Annotated in this window: 23 protein-coding genes; 6 read left to right on the top strand and 17 right to left on the bottom strand. The window is 70.0% G+C overall.

The window, feature by feature from the left end; genetic code table 11:
• Positions 1–118 precede the first annotated feature (118 nt).
• A complete protein-coding gene (locus tag ACWFR4_RS17385) occupies positions 119–991 on the bottom strand; it encodes a GntR family transcriptional regulator (RefSeq protein ID WP_453653136.1) in 873 nt (290 codons plus the stop codon).
• Positions 992–1,162: 171 nt separating this feature from the next.
• On the opposite strand from ACWFR4_RS17385, the gene ACWFR4_RS17380 reads away from it, so the two are divergent.
• The gene (locus ACWFR4_RS17380) at positions 1,163–1,345 is read left to right on the top strand and encodes a hypothetical protein (RefSeq protein ID WP_453653134.1); all 183 of its coding nucleotides are present in this window, start codon (positions 1,163–1,165) and stop codon (positions 1,343–1,345) included.
• 13 nt (positions 1,346–1,358) lie between these two features.
• Here ACWFR4_RS17380 and ACWFR4_RS17375 read toward each other — a convergent pair whose 3' ends face one another.
• Positions 1,359–2,099 (bottom strand): HAD family hydrolase, encoded by a 741-nt coding sequence (locus ACWFR4_RS17375; protein ID WP_453653132.1) that lies wholly within the window; start codon positions 2,097–2,099, stop codon positions 1,359–1,361.
• The gene (locus ACWFR4_RS17370) at positions 2,099–2,977 is read right to left on the bottom strand and encodes a GntR family transcriptional regulator (RefSeq protein WP_453459180.1); all 879 of its coding nucleotides are present in this window, start codon (positions 2,975–2,977) and stop codon (positions 2,099–2,101) included. Before ACWFR4_RS17370 ends, ACWFR4_RS17375 begins: the two co-directional genes overlap by 1 nt.
• Positions 2,978–3,103: 126 nt before the next feature.
• Here ACWFR4_RS17370 and ACWFR4_RS17365 point away from each other — a divergent pair, with 126 nt between their 5' ends.
• Positions 3,104–3,292, top strand: coding sequence for a hypothetical protein (locus ACWFR4_RS17365; RefSeq protein WP_453459177.1), 189 nt, complete (start codon positions 3,104–3,106; stop codon positions 3,290–3,292).
• Between the two features lie 25 nt (positions 3,293–3,317).
• Here the strand turns inward: ACWFR4_RS17365 and ACWFR4_RS17360 are convergent, their stop codons facing one another.
• Positions 3,318–4,208, bottom strand: coding sequence for a winged helix-turn-helix domain-containing protein (locus ACWFR4_RS17360; RefSeq protein ID WP_453653130.1), 891 nt, complete (start codon positions 4,206–4,208; stop codon positions 3,318–3,320).
• A gap of 175 nt (positions 4,209–4,383) precedes the next feature.
• Between ACWFR4_RS17360 and ACWFR4_RS17355 the strand changes: the two genes are divergently transcribed.
• Positions 4,384–4,569, top strand: a complete 186-nt coding sequence (locus ACWFR4_RS17355) for a hypothetical protein (RefSeq protein WP_100595631.1) — start codon at positions 4,384–4,386, stop codon at positions 4,567–4,569.
• 132 nt (positions 4,570–4,701) lie between these two features.
• Here ACWFR4_RS17355 and ACWFR4_RS17350 read toward each other — a convergent pair whose 3' ends face one another.
• From ACWFR4_RS17350 to ACWFR4_RS17340, 3 genes are all read right to left on the bottom strand, one after another.
• Positions 4,702–5,955: a GNAT family N-acetyltransferase gene (locus ACWFR4_RS17350; protein WP_453653128.1), complete on the bottom strand. Its 1,254-nt coding sequence runs from the start codon at positions 5,953–5,955 to the stop codon at positions 4,702–4,704.
• Between the two features lie 76 nt (positions 5,956–6,031).
• Complete coding sequence (locus ACWFR4_RS17345; protein WP_453459168.1) at positions 6,032–6,994, bottom strand: asparaginase; 963 nt, start codon at positions 6,992–6,994, stop codon at positions 6,032–6,034.
• 84 nt (positions 6,995–7,078) lie between these two features.
• Entirely contained in the window at positions 7,079–7,699 is a 621-nt protein-coding gene (locus tag ACWFR4_RS17340) for an RsiG family protein (protein ID WP_453459165.1), read from the bottom strand.
• 139 nt (positions 7,700–7,838) lie between these two features.
• Between ACWFR4_RS17340 and dtd the strand changes: the two genes are divergently transcribed.
• Positions 7,839–8,276 (top strand): D-aminoacyl-tRNA deacylase, encoded by a 438-nt coding sequence (gene dtd / locus ACWFR4_RS17335; RefSeq protein WP_453459162.1) that lies wholly within the window; start codon positions 7,839–7,841, stop codon positions 8,274–8,276.
• Positions 8,277–8,287: 11 nt separating this feature from the next.
• Here the strand turns inward: dtd and ygfZ are convergent, their stop codons facing one another.
• The 6 genes from ygfZ to ACWFR4_RS17305 all read right to left on the bottom strand — a co-directional run bounded on the left by ygfZ (position 8,288) and on the right by ACWFR4_RS17305 (position 13,098).
• The gene (gene ygfZ, locus ACWFR4_RS17330; RefSeq protein ID WP_453459159.1) at positions 8,288–9,253 is read right to left on the bottom strand and encodes a CAF17-like 4Fe-4S cluster assembly/insertion protein YgfZ; all 966 of its coding nucleotides are present in this window, start codon (positions 9,251–9,253) and stop codon (positions 8,288–8,290) included.
• Positions 9,254–9,287: 34 nt separating this feature from the next.
• Positions 9,288–9,764, bottom strand: a complete 477-nt coding sequence (locus ACWFR4_RS17325) for a Fur family transcriptional regulator (RefSeq protein ID WP_453459156.1) — start codon at positions 9,762–9,764, stop codon at positions 9,288–9,290.
• A gap of 35 nt (positions 9,765–9,799) precedes the next feature.
• Positions 9,800–10,372, bottom strand: a complete 573-nt coding sequence (locus tag ACWFR4_RS17320; protein WP_266671960.1) for an FABP family protein — start codon at positions 10,370–10,372, stop codon at positions 9,800–9,802.
• A gap of 232 nt (positions 10,373–10,604) precedes the next feature.
• Positions 10,605–11,543: a hypothetical protein gene (locus tag ACWFR4_RS17315; protein ID WP_453653126.1), complete on the bottom strand. Its 939-nt coding sequence runs from the start codon at positions 11,541–11,543 to the stop codon at positions 10,605–10,607.
• Complete coding sequence (locus ACWFR4_RS17310; protein WP_453653124.1) at positions 11,540–12,355, bottom strand: hypothetical protein; 816 nt, start codon at positions 12,353–12,355, stop codon at positions 11,540–11,542. Before ACWFR4_RS17310 ends, ACWFR4_RS17315 begins: the two co-directional genes overlap by 4 nt.
• Positions 12,352–13,098: a hypothetical protein gene (locus ACWFR4_RS17305; protein WP_453653122.1), complete on the bottom strand. Its 747-nt coding sequence runs from the start codon at positions 13,096–13,098 to the stop codon at positions 12,352–12,354. Before ACWFR4_RS17305 ends, ACWFR4_RS17310 begins: the two co-directional genes overlap by 4 nt.
• Before the next feature lie 102 nt (positions 13,099–13,200).
• On the opposite strand from ACWFR4_RS17305, the gene ACWFR4_RS17300 reads away from it, so the two are divergent.
• Together ACWFR4_RS17300 and ACWFR4_RS17295 are read left to right on the top strand one after the other, a co-directional pair.
• A complete protein-coding gene (locus ACWFR4_RS17300) occupies positions 13,201–13,563 on the top strand; it encodes a DsrE family protein (protein ID WP_382609702.1) in 363 nt (120 codons plus the stop codon).
• A gap of 25 nt (positions 13,564–13,588) precedes the next feature.
• Positions 13,589–13,864, top strand: a complete 276-nt coding sequence (locus tag ACWFR4_RS17295; RefSeq protein ID WP_453468756.1) for a DUF3099 domain-containing protein — start codon at positions 13,589–13,591, stop codon at positions 13,862–13,864.
• A gap of 77 nt (positions 13,865–13,941) precedes the next feature.
• Here the strand turns inward: ACWFR4_RS17295 and ACWFR4_RS17290 are convergent, their stop codons facing one another.
• The 4 genes from ACWFR4_RS17290 to ACWFR4_RS17275 are packed head-to-tail and all read right to left on the bottom strand — an operon-like array spanning position 13,942 to position 16,853.
• A complete protein-coding gene (locus ACWFR4_RS17290) occupies positions 13,942–14,352 on the bottom strand; it encodes a hypothetical protein (protein WP_453468757.1) in 411 nt (136 codons plus the stop codon).
• 29 nt (positions 14,353–14,381) lie between these two features.
• A complete protein-coding gene (locus ACWFR4_RS17285) occupies positions 14,382–14,852 on the bottom strand; it encodes a protease inhibitor I42 family protein (RefSeq protein WP_453468758.1) in 471 nt (156 codons plus the stop codon).
• 31 nt (positions 14,853–14,883) lie between these two features.
• Positions 14,884–16,455, bottom strand: coding sequence for a peptidoglycan-binding protein (locus ACWFR4_RS17280; RefSeq protein WP_453653121.1), 1,572 nt, complete (start codon positions 16,453–16,455; stop codon positions 14,884–14,886).
• A 14-nt stretch (positions 16,456–16,469) separates the two neighbouring features.
• Complete coding sequence (locus ACWFR4_RS17275) at positions 16,470–16,853, bottom strand: hypothetical protein (protein WP_453468760.1); 384 nt, start codon at positions 16,851–16,853, stop codon at positions 16,470–16,472.
• Positions 16,854–16,955: the final 102 nt, after the last annotated feature.

Here is a 16,955-nt window from a genome sequence, read left to right as displayed (position 1 = left end):
GAAGCCGGTGGAAATTGTGCACACCCTAATGGCCGCGCGAGACCCCCACGACTCGAGTCCGTCAAACCGTGGGCCAATCGGGGACACGGCCGTCATCACGTTCGACCGACAGCGCGCTTCAGCGTTCGGCGATCAGGTTCCAGACGGAATCGAACCAGGCCCCCATGCTCTCCACGAAGACGGATCCGCGGGAGTTGGGATCGCCGTCCCTCACGTAGTGCGTGAGCGTCGCCCCCAGGCCCAGGACATCGAGAGCCGGTATTTCCTCGCCGCTGTCCAGCACGATGGGACGCTCGATCACTTCGTACGGACCGTGCAGCGCCTCGCCCCCGTTGAGCAGGTAGAGCTTGAAGGCCGGCGTCAGAGGGACGTGGCGGACCTGGAATTCCGCCACGGGAACAAGGCCCTCCACCCGCAGCTGACGAAGCTCCCGCCGGATGGACGCGGTGTGCCGTCGGGCGATGCCCAGCAGACGCTCCCGCAGACGCAGATCGTCCGGATCGTCCTTGACCTGTGGATAGGGCAGCTTGAGGTATTCGGACGGCAGCAGGATTCGGATCTCGACCTTCTCCGGGGCGATCTCGCCCGAGCGGATCCGCTCGGCCTGAACCCTGATGTGCGTGTCGAGCGACTCCGAAGTGAGCGTGTAGACGTCGAGGGTGACCTCGGACCGCTCGAACGCCTCGCTGATGAGCGGTCCGAGCGACACGCGGCCCTCGTGGGACGCCTTCGCCGTATACGACTGGATGCGCTGGTTCTTGAGTACGCGGGACCCACTGCCCTGGCGTGACTCGATCCAGCCCTCGCCGGCGAGTTCCCTGAGCGCCCGCTGCACGGTGTCCCGCGAGACGCGGAACCGGTCCGCCAGCTCACGCTGCGGCGGAATCAGACTCCCGACCGGGTAGGTGCCATCGGCCAACCGGGCACGCAGCTCTTCGGCGACGCGCCAGGTCTCCCTGCCGCCGCCGTCACGTCCCCGCCCACCGACCATGAGGCGACCGTACCTCTTTCAGCCCGCGAGCAAACCGAATCCAGTCAACTTACCGCCCAATACGGGCGGTTGGTTACCCGATCATTCAGCCAGGGGAAATCCAATTCAAGTCAACCAGTCCAATTGGACGGATAGTTGATCGCTTTGAGACACATGCCAAGGGGTGGGAACATGGTCATCATTCAGTTGCTGTCGACCCTGGTGGTCCTCGGCTTCGAGCAGCTCGTCCAGTGGCGCTGCGGGGCCTTCGGGCTCTTCGCGCTGGTCCTGATCACCGCGAGCATCCGGATGCGCAGCGAGAGGTGGCTCGCCGTCGGCGCCATCCTGCTCGTACTGCTGACGATGCAGGCCTGAGGGCGCCCGGCGGTCACCCCCGCTCCCGCAGCACCCCCAGCAGCGGCTCCAGGGACGACACCACCGTCTCCGCCCCCGCCTCCCTCAGCACCTTCGCCTTGCGTTCGTTGCGCGCGTAGCCGAGGAACGCGATGCCGGCCGCGGTTGCCGCCTCGAAGTCCGAGGGGGTGTCTCCGATCATCAGGGACGCTTCGGGGGTCGCGCCCAGGGCGCCGAGGGCGCGTTGCACGCAGTGCGGGTGGGGCTTGAGGAGATGGAGGTCCTGGGTTCGGCCGTAGACGTGCGGGGCGAAGCAGGTCGTGAGGCCGCGCATGGCCAGGTAACGGGACGCCACCGCCGGGGAGTTGTTGGTCGTGACGGCCAGGTGGGCTCCCACCGCGTACCACGTCCTGATCAGCGGGTCGGCGTACTGCGTGGGCCATGCCGAGGCCACCGCCGTGAGCTCCTGCTGGGTGAGGCGCTCCTCCAGTTCGACGACCAGGTCGCTGCCGGGGCGCCGGCGGTCGACGGCGCGCAGGACGGCGTGCGGGTCCGGTTCCGCGCGCTCCTCCTCGGTGAGCAGACCGTGCAGACCACGTTCCTCGAGCCACCGCACCTGTTCGACGGCCACCCGCTCAGCCGAGTGCCCCGCGAAGAGCCGACAGATCGGCCCGTCGAAGTCGAAGAGCACGAAGCGCGCCCTTTTGATCAGTTCCCGAAGTGATTCCGTCGCTTCAGCCACCGGAACAGTCTGCTTTGTTGCATCAGAAGTCACTAGGAGAGTGTCAGGTCCGTGGTGATGGTTTCCCAGAGGGCGTCGAACCACTTCTGCGATTCCTCCACGAACGCCGTGTCCCGCTGCCCTGCCCGCTTCTCGAAAGAGAACAGCAGTGACTCCGTGCCGAGCGTGTCGTACATGTCGAGCGTGCCGCTCTCGATCTCCTCCTCGCGCCGCGTGACCAGGTAGTACGAGAGGAGCGCCTCGTTCCCGTTGAGCAGGTAGAGCTTGACCGGCGGGGTGAAGGGCAGCGCGCGGAACGTGACCCGTACGTCGATGCCGTGCGAGGACCGCAGCGAGCGCAGATTGTGGCGCAGGACCTGCCCCTGCGCATTGCGCTGGTCGAGCCAGCGCTTGTGGACGAGTGCGGCGTCGCCCTCCTCCGTGGCCGATACCGGGAAGGCGAGATTGATGTCCCTGCCCGGCAGCAGGATGCGCACGTCGACCGAGTCGGGGCGGATTCGGCCCTCGTGGATGAAGCGCAGCGGCTCGCCGAGCGCCAGCATCAGGGTCTCCGCGGTGAGGCAGACGGCGTCGATCCGCACCTGCGGAGACGCGAACGCCTCGGACAGGCGCGGGGCCAGGCCGACCATCGTGCGCTGCGGCTCGTCGCGGGCCGGGGTCTGCTCGGCGATCCTCGGCGGGCTGCCCTTGCTCACGTTGCTGAGCAGGCCGTCCTCCTGGAGGGAGCGCAGGGCCTGCCGTACGGCGCCGCGTTCCACGCCGAACTCCTCGGCCAGCTCCGCCTGTGTCGGCAGCCGCTCGCCCGCGCGGAGCTCACCCGCCTTGATGCGCTCCCGCAGGACGTCGGCGATCTCCTGGGGTGAGGACCTTCTGCTGCCGTTCACTGCAACGCTCTCCTGAGTCACAACCAAACGCTACAACTAACCACCACTTGGCGGGAGTTGTTGAAGAGTTGTTTATTTACCTTGACCAAGTGGGGACAACTTCATAGTAGTTGGTTGCCAACTTGGAGCAAGATGGTCGAAGGAGGAACCACCATGCCCGTCCTCACCTTCTTCTCCGCGGTGTTCGTGATCACTTTCGAGCAGCTGGTCCAGTGGCGCTACGGTCCCGTCGGGATCGCCGGCCTGCTGCTCCTCACGATCGGCGTCAAGACGAAGAGCCCCACCTGCAGCTCCATCGGGGCCGTACTCCTGGCCCTGATGCTCGCCGGACCCGCGCTCTGACGCCGGCCCGCGGGTCCGCGCGCCCTCACGGCGTGAGCGTCAGGTCCGAACTGATCGTGTTCCAGAGGCTGTCGAACCATAGGTGGGACTGCTCGACGAACGTCGTCTCCCGCAGCCCCCGTCCCTGTTCGAACGGGAAGAGCACCGACCGCGTGCCCTGCACCCCGTACGTCTCCAGGTACTCCTGGTCGATCTGCTCGCCCCGCCTGGTCAGTGTGTAGTACGCGAACAGCGCCTCGCTGCCGTTGAGCAGATAGAGCTTGATCGGTGGCGTGAACGGCAGCGCCCTGAACGTGACGTGGACGTCGATCCCGTGCGTGGAGCGCAGGGCGAGGAGGTTGTGGCGCAGGACCTGCCCCTGCGCGTTGCGCTGCGCCAGCCAGTTCCGCTTGAGCCGGGCGTCCGCCGCGCCCACCCGCGTCGGGAACGCGAGGTCGATGTCGCGGCTCGGCAGCAGGATGCGGACGTCGACCTTGGCCGGATTCGAACGGCCGGCGTGGATCTGGCGGAGCGGCTCACCCATCGCGAGCGTCAGCGAGACCGCGGTCAGACACAGGGCGTCGATCTGGACGTGCCGGGCGCCGAACGCGGCGGTGACCCGCGGGCCGAGCCCCACCATCGTGGGCTGGGGCGGCGCTCCGGGTCCGGTGAAGGCGGGGCCCGTGTGCTGCGCGACGGTGGCCGGGGTCCCCTTGGACACATCGGCGAGCAGGCGTTCCGAGCGCAGGATGCGCAGGGCCTGGCGCACGGCGGCGCGCTCGACGCCGAACTCGTCGGCGAGGCGGGCCTGGGTCGGCAGACGCTCGCCCGGCCGCAGCCGGCCCGCCCTGATCCGGGTGCGCAGCTCGTCGGCCACCTGGCGATACGTCGCCGGCGGCTCCCGGTGACCGTCGACCGCGGCATGTTCCGGACCCACAAAGGAACCCTACAACTTCCCGCCATCTTTGGGGAGTTGATGGAAAGGTGGTTATGAGTCGGCGTTTGGCGGAGATAAGTTCAGTGGAGTTGGTTGCCAACTTGAGCCATATGGTCGGACATCCTCAAGGGTTGGCCCGGTTGGTCATCGCTCCCGAACTGAAGGGGGACCAGACATGCCGTTCATCGCCATCGCCGTAGCAGCCCTCGCCATCGGGTTCGAGCAGCTGATCCAGTGGAAGTACGGGCCGATGGGCATCATCGCGTTCGTCGCGCTCTCCATCGGCCTCAAGGCCAAGAACAACCTCATCAGCGGCATCGGGGCCGTGATCCTCGTGATGCTGCTGGCCCAGAGCGGCTGACCGGGCTCCCTTCCGGAGGGGAGCCGGGAGCCCGGTCACGCCATGGCGTCACAGCGCGCCGGAGCACCACAGCGCCACAGCGCCACAGCACGGTTCAGAAGACGCACGCCGACGCACCTAGGCAAGTGCGCCTCAGAAGATGTCCGGGCACCACGGGCGCCTGGACGTACGCAGCAGGGCGTCGGCAATGGCGGCGGCGCCCGCCCTCTCCTCCCTGACGCGGCCGAGCGCGACGAGCCGCACCGCGGACTCGTCGCCCAGCCACAGCGTCCCCAACTCGCTCACGTCCAGCGTGAGTTCGGGTTCCTCCGAGGTCGGCGCGCACACCGCACCCCCGGGCTCCGCGTCCAGCCGGTAGCGGCCCCCGGAGAGGCCGGCCGCGTCACCGACCTCGAGGACCAGCGATCCCGTTCCCGCATACGTACGCGCCTCCAGGGCCCGTACGACATCCAGGATCCGCACCCACAGCCAGTCCGCGTGCGTGACGACGCGGGCCGCGCGCGGGTCGGGCAGCAGGTGCGGCAGCAGGTCGTCCGGGGCCCGGTGGCCCGTGCGGACGGTCGCGATCCAGTCGACCGAGCAGACGTAGTGCCACAGCGCGCGCTCGGCGGCCGGGGTGACGGCGATCAGGTCGCGCACGGTCGCCGTGTTGTGCGGCTGCTTGGTGTCGCCCCAGTTGTCGTCGACGGCGTAGACGATCAGGCCCTCGGCCTCGCCGTTCGGCGCGCGGTAGACCGCGTAGAAGGGCTCTTTCCAGGGCTCTTCGGGGGTTTCGAGGAGTCCGGTGTTGCGGCGCCACCAGAACCCGTCGCGGTCGACGGCTCCCGGCCGGCTCGCGCGCAGCCGCTCGTGCAGTTCCGGGCCCGTCTTGCGGACGTCCTCGCCGTCGACGAGATCGATACGGCCCCCGTCGTCCGGGACCGGCCGGCGCGGGTCGAGACCGGCGCGCGGCACGTCCACCGCCCACTCGGTGAGCGACGTGGCGGGTCCGAAGCCGAACCGGCCGTAGATCGGGTACTCGGCGGCGATGAGCGTCGCGACGACGTCACCGCGGGCCTTCGCGTCGGCGAGGTCGCTCGCCATCATCCGGCTCAGGAGGCCGCGCCGGCGATGCGTGGCGCTGACCGTGACGTTCGAGATCGCGTCGGCGGGGACGGCCGCGCCGCCCGGCACGGTGAGCTCCTGCGGGAACGAGCGGAACGTGGCGATGCAGCGCCCGCCGTCGAACGCGCCCAGGATCCGTGAGCTGCGGCCCTGTTCCCTGCGTTTGTCGAGGGTTTCCCGCGAGTCGGGGGTGCTCCGCAGGAAGCCGGTGTTCAGCGCGCGGGACCAGTCGGCAAACTCGTCATCTGTGATCGGCCGTACGTCGATGTCGTCACGGGTCATCCCGTCACGCTAAGCGGGGTCCGCGGGGTGGGGCCACCCGATTATCGCGTGGCTCCGCCCCGGGTGCCGGCAGGGCCTAGAACACCGCGCGGATCTCCCCCACGACGCCCCCGCCGCCGTGCAGCGGCGCCTCGCCGATGCGGGCCACGACCTGGCCGTCCACGCCCAGCATCCGCAGCGCGCGGGCCAGGACCGGGCCGAGCGCGCGCGTCGCGCCGTCGTCGATCTTGAAGGCGAGCGCCCGTCCGTCCGGGAGCGCCACGGCCTGGACCGCCTCCGCGCCCATCTTCGACAGGACACCGGGCACCTCGCGCATCAGCCAGGTGTCGGGGCGGCGCGTACCGGCGACGTACTCGGGGTGCGTGCGCATCGCGTCGGCGACCCGGCGCTCCGCCGAGCCCTCGGGGGCGAGCACGAAGTGTCGGAAGGCGCGGGCGAGGCCGGTGAGGCTGATCGCCATCAGGGGCGCCCCGCAGCCGTCCGTACCGACCGCGGCGACGGGCTCGCCGGCGGCCTCCTCCACGACCTCGTGGATGAGCTTCTGGAGCGGGTGCTCCGGGTGCAGGTAGGAGTCCTTCGGCCAGCCGTTCACGTCGCAGGCGGCCAGCATCGCCGCGTGCTTGCCGGAGCAGTTCATCGTGACCCGGTTCCGTACGGCGCCCGCCGCCAGGTACGTCTCGGTCTCGACGGGGTCGAGGGGCAGGTCGGGCGGGCACTGGAGCTCGGCCGGGGTCAGCTCGTGCTCGGACAGCATCTTCTGGACGAGATCGCGGTGGAAGGTCTCACCGGAGTGGCTCGCGGCCGCGAGCGCGAGCCGCTCGCCCGACAGGTCGAGGCCCGCGCGCAGCACGCCCGCCGCCTGCATCGGCTTGTTCGACGAGCGGGGGAAGACGGGAGCGGTCACGTCCCCCAGGGCGAGCTCCACGGTCCCGTCCGCGGCGAGCACGACCAGACTGCCTCGGTGATGGCCCTCGACGAAGCCGGAACGGACGACCTCGGCGAGGACCGGGGGTATGGCGGCGGCGGAGGAGGGGGACATCGGTGGCCTTCCGGGGCGGGTCCATGGCGGGCCATGGACAGACCCGCCCCGCAGCGGGCCACCGGGGTCACCGGTGCGGCCGCGTCACGCGAGCAGGTCGTCTACTTGTGCTTCGCCTTCACGGTACCTGCGGGCGATCTCGGCGCTGCAATCGTCGGCCGTCGACTGGAGCAGGTGACGGCGGCGCGAGACCTGCTGCTCGTAGCGTACGAGGCGGCCCATCGCCGTGTGCAGCTCATCGTCCGTTCGGGCGTCCAGGTCCGACAGCTCGACCTCGGCGAGCATCTCGGCGGCGAGGCCCCGGTACTCCTCGCTGCGGGGCGTGCCGAGGGTCACGTGGCGGGCGGAGGAGCGGTGCCGGGCGGCCTTGTCGGTGAGGATCTCGGAGAGCCGGTCCACGACCGGCGCCTCGGGGTCCCTGCGGCGGGCGACCTCGGCCCGCAGGATGTCGATACGGCCCTGCAGCAGCCGGCGCACGTAGCTGAGGTCGGCCTCGTCCTGCTGGGCGTCGCGACGCAGTGTCCGCAGCTCGGGAAGCCGCAGCGCGGACAGGTCGTGCGCGGGCGCCTGTGGCAGCTCGGGGCTGCCGACCCGCTGCGTGGGCGGGCGCGCCGTGCTGAGGCGGTTCGTACCGGTGATGCGACTGGCGTGCGTCAACGAAACGGGGGCCCCTGGAGGCTGCCCGATGCTCGATGTGTGGCTCATTGCGTCCCTACCGTCCCCTCGACCGGACCGACGCGGTGCACCGCGTGGGAGCATCGTGCCACTCCGAGTGGCCGCTCTGTGCACGAGTGCCCCTAATCCGCCCCGGATGGGCGGTTCGGGACACGGCATGATGGTCCGTATGCGTGCAGTGGTGCAGAGGGTGGACGGCGCGAGCGTCGTCGTGGACGAGGACAACCAGACGAAGACCGTGGGCGAGATCAAGGGCGAGGGGCTGTGCGTCCTCGTGGGGGTCACTCACGAGGACACCAAGGAGAAGGCCGCCCAACTGGCCCGCAAACTCTGGTCCGTACGGATGCTCGCCGACGAGAAGTCGTGCAGCGACATCGACGCCCCGCTCCTGGTGATCAGCCAGTTCACGCTCTACGGGGACGCCCGTAAGGGCCGCCGCCCCACCTGGAACGCCGCGGCGCCCGGGCCGGTGGCCGAGCCGCTGGTCGACGAGGTCGTGGCGCAGCTGCGGGCTCTGGGGGCGACCGTGGCGACGGGCCGGTTCGGGGCGCAGATGCGGGTGTCCCTGACGAACGACGGCCCGTTCACGGTGCTTCTGGAGATGTAGCCACGGCGTGGCTAGGGCTCGACGACGACTTCCTGCGCGGCCGCGGTCGTGTCCACGATGAGGTCCGCGTCCACCGGCACGTTCCGCTTCACCAGGGCGAGCGCGATCGGGCCGAGTTCGTGGTGGCGTACGGACGTCGTCACGAAGCCCAGCTTGCGGCCCTCGGGGCCGTCGGACGCGAGGCGGACCGGGGCGCCGTGCGGGGGCAGGTGCACATCGCTGCCGTCCAGGTGCAGGAAGACGAGGCGGCGCGGGGGCTTGCCGAGGTTCTGCACGCGGGCGACGGTCTCCTGGCCGCGGTAGCAGCCCTTCTGGAGGTGCACGGCGGAGCCGATCCAGCCGAGCTCGTGCGGGATGGTGCGGTGGTCGGTCTCGAAGCCGAGGCGCGGCCGGTGGTTCTCCACGCGCAGCGCCTCGTGGGCGAGGAGCCCGATCGCGGGCCCGTTCTGCTCCGCGTACGCCTCCAGGTCGGCGCGCGGCAGGAACACGTCGCGGCCGTACGCCGTCTCACGCACCGCGACACCGTCCGGGACCGGCGCGATCGAACCGGCCGGCAGCTGGACGAGGGCGAACTCCTCGGTGCGGTCGGCGACTTCGACCCGGTAGAAGAACTTCATGGACTCCAGGTAGGCGATCAGCGCCTCCTGAGTGCCGGGCTCGACGTGCGCCCACGTGGTGGTGCCGTCGTCGACGATGTAGAGGGCGTGCTCGACGTGGCCGTGCGCGGAGAGGACGAGCGCCTCGGTGGCCTGGCCGGCCGGGAGGTCGCTGACGTGCTGCGTGAGGAGCAGATGCAGCCACGCGAGCCGGTCGTCGCCGGTGACGGTGATGACGCCGCGGTGGGAGAGGTCGACGAGGCCGTTGCCGTCGGCGAGGGTGCGCTGCTCGCGGAACAGGTCGCCGTAGTGCGCGGCGACGCCTTCGTCCACGCCCTCGGCGGGAACGGCGCCGGGCAGGGACAGGAGGGGGCTCTTCATGTTCACAGACACTACGACGAGCACACGGACGCGCTTATTCCTGCGGAGCCGCGGATTTCTGCCGGCCCTCTTGCTCCTTGGCGTCCTGGCCGTCCCGCTCGGAGCAGTCGGCGCAGCGGCCGAAGATCGCGAAGTGCTTGAGGTCCGTGTCGAAACCGAAGGTGTCCCGCAGCTTCGCCGTGAACTCGGCGGCGACACCGACGTCGGCCTCGATCACGTTCGTACAGTCCCGGCACACCAGGTGGATGTGGTGGTGCCGGTCCGCGAGGTGGTAGGTCGGCGCCCCGTGCCCGAGGTGGGCATGGCTGACGAGCCCCAGCTCCTCGAGCAGTTCGAGGGTGCGGTAGACCGTCGAGATGTTGATCCCCGACGCCGTCTTGCGCACTTCGCAGAGGATGTCGTCGGGGGTCGCGTGCTCGAGGGTGTCGACGGCCTCGAGGACCAGCTGACGCTGAGGCGTCAGCCGGTAGCCGCGCTGCCGCAGGTCGCTCTTCCAGTCGGTGCTCACCACACCGCCGAGTGTAGGTCTACGAGACGACTTCAGGACTACTTGAAGAAAGCGATGCCGTCGTCGGGCAGGTCCGGAAGGTTGCGGGCCATCTCGGCCACGTCGTCCGGGGAGACGACCTTCTTCAGCTGGGCCGACATGTAGGGGCGCAGCTCGACCTCGGGGGTCTGCTTCTCGCCGACCCACATCAGGTCGCTCTTCACATAGCCGTAGAGCCGCTTGCCACCGGTGTACGGGCCGGCTGCCGCGGTGCGCGCGACGGCGTCCGTGACCAGGTCGATCTGCGGCTTCTTGTCGGCGAGCTCGCCGTACCAGACCTCGACGACGCCGTCGTCACGGACCATGACGACCTCGACCTTGCGGTCCTTGTCGATCCGCCAGTACCCGGACTCGGACTCCAGGGGCTTCACCTTGTTGCCCTCGGAGTCGAGGATCCAGGTGTGCGAGTGGTACTCGAGGAAGTCCCGCCCGTCGTGGGTGAAGGAGGCCTCCTGCCCGAAGTTCGCCTTCTCGGCGCCGGGGAAGTCGGTGACACCCGCGCCCGCCCAGTTACCGAGGAGGAACACCAGGGGGACGAGGTCGGGGTGCAGGTCGGACGGAATCTCGATCATGGTCTGTGAAGCGTCTCTCTGGTGGGGGTCAGCGCTGGCCCTGGTACAGCTTCTTCACGGTCAGCCCGGCGAACGCGAGAACGCCGACGCAGACCAGAATGAGCAGAGCGGAGAAGAAGGCCTCAAGCACGGGGTGCTCCTCGGTGAGCGGTGGTCGGTACAGAGCCGGGCCCCACTTTAGTCGGGTGGGGCCCGGCTCTCTCGATGAGGTCACCCAAGCGGGGTGCGGCGGTCAGCCGAGGAGCTGGCTCTGCAGGACGACGGTCTGCTGGAAGGTGATCCGGGGCGGCAGGGCGGCTTTCCCGGACTGGATCACCAGGGCGATGACGTCACCGGCCTCGATGTAGGCGTATCGCACGGCCGTCCTCCCGTACGGCTTCGCCTCCGTGAAGACGTTCCGCTTCGTGTACTGGACGTTGACCTTCTCCGCCCAGCCGCCGTACTCCTCGTCGGCGTACGGCGCGTCCGCCGGGGAGGCCACGTTGTCCGTCAGGTCGGCGTGGACGATCCGTGTGAAGGCCGCCGAGGTGAAGCGCAGCGCGTAGATCCGCGTATGCGTTCCGTCGGGCGTGGTCCAGCCGCGGGCCGCGATCTGCCGCAGCCCGTCGTCCTTGAGTTGCTGCCCCAGGTCCCGGCGCGCCTCCTTCTCGTACGCGTCGAGGTACACGGACGTGGGCAGCCACCCGTCCTTCCCGGCCAGTGCCGTGTCCGGCGTGGCGCCCCGGGGCAGGGGCAGGACCAGCTTGCGCAGATCGGCGTAGTGGGTCTCGCTGTCGTTGCCGTCGGCGAAGGGGGCCGGGGAGCCGTCGGGCAGCGGGGGCTTCTCGATCGCCGGATAGGTCCAGCGGCCGTCGCTCTCGGTGGCCAGGCCCGGCAGGTCGGTGCGCTTCTGCTCGGTGACGCCGTACGCGGTGGCCGCGCCGATCACGCCGAAGACGACGACGGCGGCGGTCCAGCGCAGAACGGCGCGCAGGACGCGCCGGTCCCTGGGGGCGGGCGGGGCCTCCTCGGCAGGGCCGCGACCCGGCTGCTGCGGGGAACCGGCGGCAACGGGGTCCTGCTGCTGCGGAACGTCCGCGGCCACGACGTCCTGCTGCTGCGGCTCCTCGGCCGGCTGCAGTGTCCCGGCCTGCTGCGGCTCTTCGGCCGGCTGCAGTGTTGTCTCGCTCATACGAGCTGCCCTCCCTGCGACGTCAGACGGTCGAGCTGCCGGGCGAGCAGGTCGGCGACCTCGGTGGTGTTGAGCGGCTTGGGGCCGTAACCGGTGACGGTGACCAGGACGTCGTCCTCGTACGCGCTGCAGAGGACCATTTCGAGCTTGCCCTTGCTGTCCTTGGGCGCGAGGAAACAGTCGGCGTTGCGATGGCCCTTGACCTTCGGCCCCTTGGGGAACACGCCGACCGAGCGCAGGAACTCGCTGCGGAACTCCTTGAGCTGACGCCCGGCTCTGCGGTTCTGCATCTGGGCGAGCTGCATGTCGACGACGAGGGACTTGTTGTGCTCGTCAGTCCATCCCATGTAGCCGCTCAGCTGGTAGCTGCGCATGGCCATGCCCCGGAGCTTCAGCTTGTCGATCGCCCTGCCCTGCTCCTCGCGCTGCCGGGAGGGCAGGCCGCGCGCGCCCTTCTTGAGGCGGGCGGTGGCTTCCTTGCCGGTGATGACCTTGTCGTTGCCGTACTCGTCGATGTCCGGGCCCGGCCGGTAGGCCTTGGGGAGCGGGAGCAGCCGGGCGCTGAGCCCCTGGGTCCTGGCCTGGCCGGGCTTCGCCTGCTTCTGCTCCTTCGGCTTCGCCCACACCTTGGTGGGCGCCGAGCGGTCGGCGGCGTTCACCTTCGTGACGGTGAGGCCGGTGCCGGCCCCGACGGCGAGCACGACGGCGCAGGCCACGGCCACGGCGGGCCAGCGGCGGGCCGCAACCCCCGCGACGGGGGCGGGATCCGGGGTGGACCCCGGTTCGGGAAGCTGTGTGTCCAGGTCGCTCACAGTCGCTCCAACTGGCGCTTCGCGAGAGACATCACGGTCTTCTCGGGGATCGGCCTGGTGTCGTACAGCCGGATGTCCATGACGATGTTGCCGCGGGCGGCGAGCACCCTGGCCTGGTACATCGGGAGGTAGCCGGCCTCGGTGTGCGGCTTGTCGTAGACGTAGACGCGGCCGTTGCCGCTGCCGGTGAGCGGCACCCCCTCGTTGCCCGCCCAGTCGCTGTCGCGCATGTAGCTCTGCTGACCGTCCAGGAACCTGCGCGAGCCGGAGGCGGTTTCGTCCCGGAACTGGATGAGCTGGACCTCCGTCGTGGACTGACCGCGCCGCCAAGCCTCGACCGTGGCCCGGCGGAAGCCGCTTTCGGCGAGCTGCCCGAACATCCAGCGCGGATCTTTGAAGCGGTTCGCGAAGGCGTACTGGTTCATCCAGCCCTGCCGCGCGTCCGCCTTCTGCGTCCCGGCGGGCCTGGGCACGAGGAGCTTGCGCAGATCGCCGTCCTGGGCCCGGGGCGCGACCTCGGGCCCCTCGCCCTTCGCCTGCGCGACCGTCGTCAGGGACAGCGGCGGCAGCGCGGTCGGCTTCCGGTCCGCCTGCACGACGTAGCCGGTGCACACGCCCGCGACGGCGCCGAGCAGGGCGGCGCAGGCGATCAGCAGGGTGGTGCGGCCGCGGCGCCGCGGCCGCACCGGCGCCACGGGCACGGACGGCTCCGGCGCCACCTGCGGTATTCGTTCGTCATCCAACGGGTCCCCCCACGGAACTCGAAGCGCGGATTCCGTATCCGCGCGCACAGGAGACCCACAGGCAACATCCCTGGTTGTACGGGAGTTGATTACGATTCAGCCATGGCAAACAAGCTCGTGATCAAGGTGACCGCGGGGGCCGATGCCCCCGAACGCTGCTCGCAGGCCTTCACGGTCGCGGCGGTGGCCGTGGCCAGCGGCGTGGAGGTCTCGCTCTGGCTGACCGGTGAGTCGTCGTGGTTCGCGCTGCCGGGCCGCGCCGCCGAGTTCGAGCTGCCGCACGCCGCGCCGCTGCCCGACCTGATCGAGTCGATCCTGGCGGCCGGGCGGATCACGCTGTGCACCCAGTGCGCGGCCCGCCGCGAGATCACGGAGAAGGACGTCGTCGAGGGCGTCCGGATCGCCGGCGCGCAGGTCTTCGTGCAGGAGGCGATGACGGACGGGACGCAGGCGCTCGTCTATTGACGCGACGCGGACCTACGCTTGAAGCATGTACTCGCGGCGTCGTCACCTGTACTTCGCCATGATGGGGCTCTGCATCGGCCTGTTCGTCCTGGCCTGGGCCGTCGTGCGCCTCTGGTCGGTGCCGGCCGCCGTGGCGATGTGTGTCGTCGCGATGGTGATTCCGCCCGTCGCGGCGATCGTCGCCAACCGCCGGGGCCCCGATGACCGCTGGTGGGACGACCCCTCCGGTGACGCGAAGTCCGACGAGTGGTGGGACGAGCTGGACGGGAAGAAGCGCCCCCAGGACCCGTACGACCGCTAGGCCACCCAACGAGCCCTAGGACCTGTAAGACCCCTACGCCCCTAGGAGCCCTGGGACCCGTAAGAACCCCGAGGCCCCTAGGAGCTCTCGGCCCCCTCGTCCCGGCCGGCGCGCCGCATCGCGAGGATCTCCGCGACCGTCTCCAGCCACCGCGCCGCGCGCGTCTCGTCACCCGGCGCCTCGGCCACCTGCGCCGCCGTCTCCAGCCAGTCCCGCAGGCAGGCGGACGCCTCACCTGACGGCAGCGGCTCGGGCAGCGCGGCCGCGTACGCGAGGCCGCCGGCCCGGACGATCTTCGCCACGTACGTCACCGAGCGCGGCAGCACGCCGAGCCGGTCGAGGGTGACGGCGGCGGCGATCGCACCGTCGCCGAAGAGCGCGGTGCGGAAGGTGTCGCGGGTGAGGCCGTGGCGCAGCAGCGTCGAGACGTCGGTGGCGGCGAGCACCTCGTCGTCGGTGCGCGGGGAGCGGTCGTGGACCATGGTCATTCCGTTCCGTCGTTCCGTTCCCGTGCAGGTCAGCGGACGGTGATCGTGTAGACGTAGTAGGCGACCTGGTCGTCCGACCTCGTCGGGGCCGCCGTGTGCGTGGCGGTCGGGACCGGGCTCGCGCTCACCTCCGCGGCGCTCCCGCACAGGCCGTGCGGGCAGAACAGCAGCTTCACCGTCGTCCTGCCGGCCGCGCGCGCCTTGAAGTCGAAGAACTGGGCACCGTCACCGCTGCCGATGAGGTCCTCGTCGCCCCCGTCTTCCTCCTCGCGCCGGCCCTGGTACGTGACGACGCCCTTGTCGGGGTGCGGGCTCGCCAAGTACCAGTTCTGGCCGAGGGCGGGGCTGGCCGGGACCTCGAGCGTGAAGGTGTCGCCCTTGTCGACGGAGACGCTCCGTTCGCCCGGCCCGAAGGCGGTGGGCCCGGTGGAGCCGCCGCATCCGGAAAGGGTGACGAGGGCGGCGGCCGAAGCGGCCGCGGTACGCACAATGTTTCGCATTCTCAGGGTGTTTCGCATTCGCACGGTGGGTTCAGTCCTGCTGGATGTAGACGCGGTTGACGTCGCCGTGGTGAGTCTTGGAGTAGCGGTCGTCGACGACGGACTCGAGATCACCGTTGATGAAATCGTCCTCGCTGATCCAGGACGTGGTGCCCCACGGGTTGTAGACCTGCAGCTTGCCGTCCTCCTGACCGATGATCATCAGGCTGTGGCCGTGGCGGTCGCCGTTCTCGTCGACGCGCGTGATGTTGATGGGCACGGGCTTGCCGTCGGCGACGGACTTCTCGATGTCGGGCAGGACGCCGCGCCGGTCGTCGGCGCCGTCCATCTCCTTCTGGTCGTATTTGTCGCCGGTGTGCGGGCCGAGCTCCTTGTTGGAGATCTCCTCCTGCCCGTCGGAATCCATGCCGGCCGGGTGTCGGTCCCACCACCAGCCGTCCATCTCGCCGTCGCCCTCGTCGTTCATCCGGAACTGCTCGTCGTGCAGGCGCTTGCGGAAGTGATCCGGGTCGTCGTCGGTGCCGTCGGGGCCGCCGGTGAGTTCGAGGGCGTACACCGGGTCGACGAGGGCGCGGGCGGTGACCGTCGAGGACGGGACGCAGGTCTCGTCGTCCTGGTCCCAGAGCTCGCCACGGAAATCCTGCTGTTCCTTGCCGGAGGCGACGGAATTCGTGGTGACCGGCGTCAGGTGCTCCGAGAGCCACGCCGCGTCCTTGCCGTGGATCTTCCCGCCGAACTTCTCGACCTCGCCGACGTCGTGGCCCGAGGCGAGGGCCTTCATGAGGTACGCCTTCTCCTGCGGGCTCGACGCGTTCGCCAACAGCCGTTCCATACTGGCCCGTTCGGCCGGCGGCATGTTCTCCATGGCGCGGCCGGAGCGTTCGAGGTCGTTGGCGCTGAGGATCTCGTTCAGCTCGGGATCGCCGCCCGGGTTGGCGGTGTCGGCGAGGGCGAGCCGGTCGGCGGCGGTCAGTTCGTCGGTGTCCATCTGGCCGGCGCGGGCCTCGGCGGCGAACTTGTTGAGGTCGCGGGCCGCGACACGGGCGGCGTCGTCGGCGTCGGCGGCCGCCTTGTGCAGGTCGTCGACGCCGTGGGAGGCCAGCGAGCGGGCCTTCAGACGGAGGGCTTCCTCGTCGTCGTCCTCGTGCCAGTCGTCGAACCAGCCGTCCTTGCCCCCGAGCATGCCGCGGGCGTCGCGAAGCTTGCCGCGCCCCGTGCCGTCGAGGGTCTGCGCGGTCTCCAGCGCGTCGGACAGCGCGATCAGGGCCTTGCCGCCGCCCTGGAACGCCTCGATCATCTGCTGGGCGTCGCGGGAGGCGGCGCCCACCACGTCGGAGGCGAGGACACTCGTGTCGCCGACCCAGACCTGCGGCAGGCCCTTGCGGGCGATCTTGTCGATCCGGTCGCTCACGGCGTCGGCCTCGTCGGTCTGGCCGGTGTAGCGCTTGCCGAGGGCCTCGATCACCTTCGGCTCGCCCACCGGACCCGAGACGCCGAGGGCGTCGTCGATCGCGTCGATCAGGTCGTTCTTGCTGCCTGCCGAAGAGATCCTGTCGCGCAGGCCGTTGAGCTTCTGCCTGCGGTCGTTCGTGGATTCCGTCACGGTCGCGGGCCCCGTCAGTAGCCGGACAGCGCGGACGGGCGCTCGGCGTGGGCCGGCATCGTGCTGACGCGCTCCTCGGCCGCCGAGCCGACGGATACGGACTTCGCCCCGTTGCGTACGCCGATGTCGGAGCCGGAGTACGCGCGGCTGGAGAGGCGGACCTTGTCCGCGAGTTCGTGCAGGGCCGCTTCGAGGACCTTGGTCTCGGCCTCCCAGGCGGCCGCGAACGTGTTGAACGCGGGCGCGGTGTCGGAGCCGCCGAGCGCGTCCTGCGAATAGCACATCGTGCTGGCGACGGCCTTGCCGATCTTGCCGACGTCGCGGCCTGCGCCGTCGAGTTCGCCGGCCTGGCCCGACATGCCCTTGTGCCCGACCTGGTAGCCCTCCGGAGAGGTCATGGCTGGTCCCCCGGTTTTCTTGAGTCCACGACCTCGACGCGCCTTCCGCACACGGAAGTTGGGTCAGGTCACAGCCTTCAAGAAACTAGCAGAATGCCGCCA

The sequence above is a fragment of the Streptomyces sp. NPDC055140 genome, assembly GCF_053607285.1.
Note: the sequence above shows the minus strand (reverse complement) of the source record. Positions and strands in the feature narration are given on the sequence as shown.

Coding starts and splice junctions, on each gene's coding strand:
- ACWFR4_RS17315 (WP_453653126.1), bottom strand. CDS start 11,543: ATGAGCGAGACAACACTGCAGCCGGCCGAAGAGCCGCAGCAGGCCGGG.
- ACWFR4_RS17355 (WP_100595631.1), top strand. CDS start 4,384: ATGCCGTTCATCGCCATCGCCGTAGCAGCCCTCGCCATCGGGTTCGAG.
- ACWFR4_RS17385 (WP_453653136.1), bottom strand. CDS start 991: ATGGTCGGTGGGCGGGGACGTGACGGCGGCGGCAGGGAGACCTGGCGC.
- ACWFR4_RS17340 (WP_453459165.1), bottom strand. CDS start 7,699: ATGAGCCACACATCGAGCATCGGGCAGCCTCCAGGGGCCCCCGTTTCG.
- ACWFR4_RS17275 (WP_453468760.1), bottom strand. CDS start 16,853: ATGACCTCTCCGGAGGGCTACCAGGTCGGGCACAAGGGCATGTCGGGC.
- ACWFR4_RS17320 (WP_266671960.1), bottom strand. CDS start 10,372: ATGATCGAGATTCCGTCCGACCTGCACCCCGACCTCGTCCCCCTGGTG.
- ACWFR4_RS17300 (WP_382609702.1), top strand. CDS start 13,201: ATGGCAAACAAGCTCGTGATCAAGGTGACCGCGGGGGCCGATGCCCCC.
- ACWFR4_RS17350 (WP_453653128.1), bottom strand. CDS start 5,955: ATGACCCGTGACGACATCGACGTACGGCCGATCACAGATGACGAGTTT.
- dtd (WP_453459162.1), top strand. CDS start 7,839: ATGCGTGCAGTGGTGCAGAGGGTGGACGGCGCGAGCGTCGTCGTGGAC.
- ygfZ (WP_453459159.1), bottom strand. CDS start 9,253: ATGAAGAGCCCCCTCCTGTCCCTGCCCGGCGCCGTTCCCGCCGAGGGC.
- ACWFR4_RS17285 (WP_453468758.1), bottom strand. CDS start 14,852: ATGCGAAACATTGTGCGTACCGCGGCCGCTTCGGCCGCCGCCCTCGTC.
- ACWFR4_RS17365 (WP_453459177.1), top strand. CDS start 3,104: ATGCCCGTCCTCACCTTCTTCTCCGCGGTGTTCGTGATCACTTTCGAG.
- ACWFR4_RS17345 (WP_453459168.1), bottom strand. CDS start 6,994: ATGTCCCCCTCCTCCGCCGCCGCCATACCCCCGGTCCTCGCCGAGGTC.
- ACWFR4_RS17380 (WP_453653134.1), top strand. CDS start 1,163: ATGGTCATCATTCAGTTGCTGTCGACCCTGGTGGTCCTCGGCTTCGAG.
- ACWFR4_RS17295 (WP_453468756.1), top strand. CDS start 13,589: ATGTACTCGCGGCGTCGTCACCTGTACTTCGCCATGATGGGGCTCTGC.
- ACWFR4_RS17290 (WP_453468757.1), bottom strand. CDS start 14,352: ATGACCATGGTCCACGACCGCTCCCCGCGCACCGACGACGAGGTGCTC.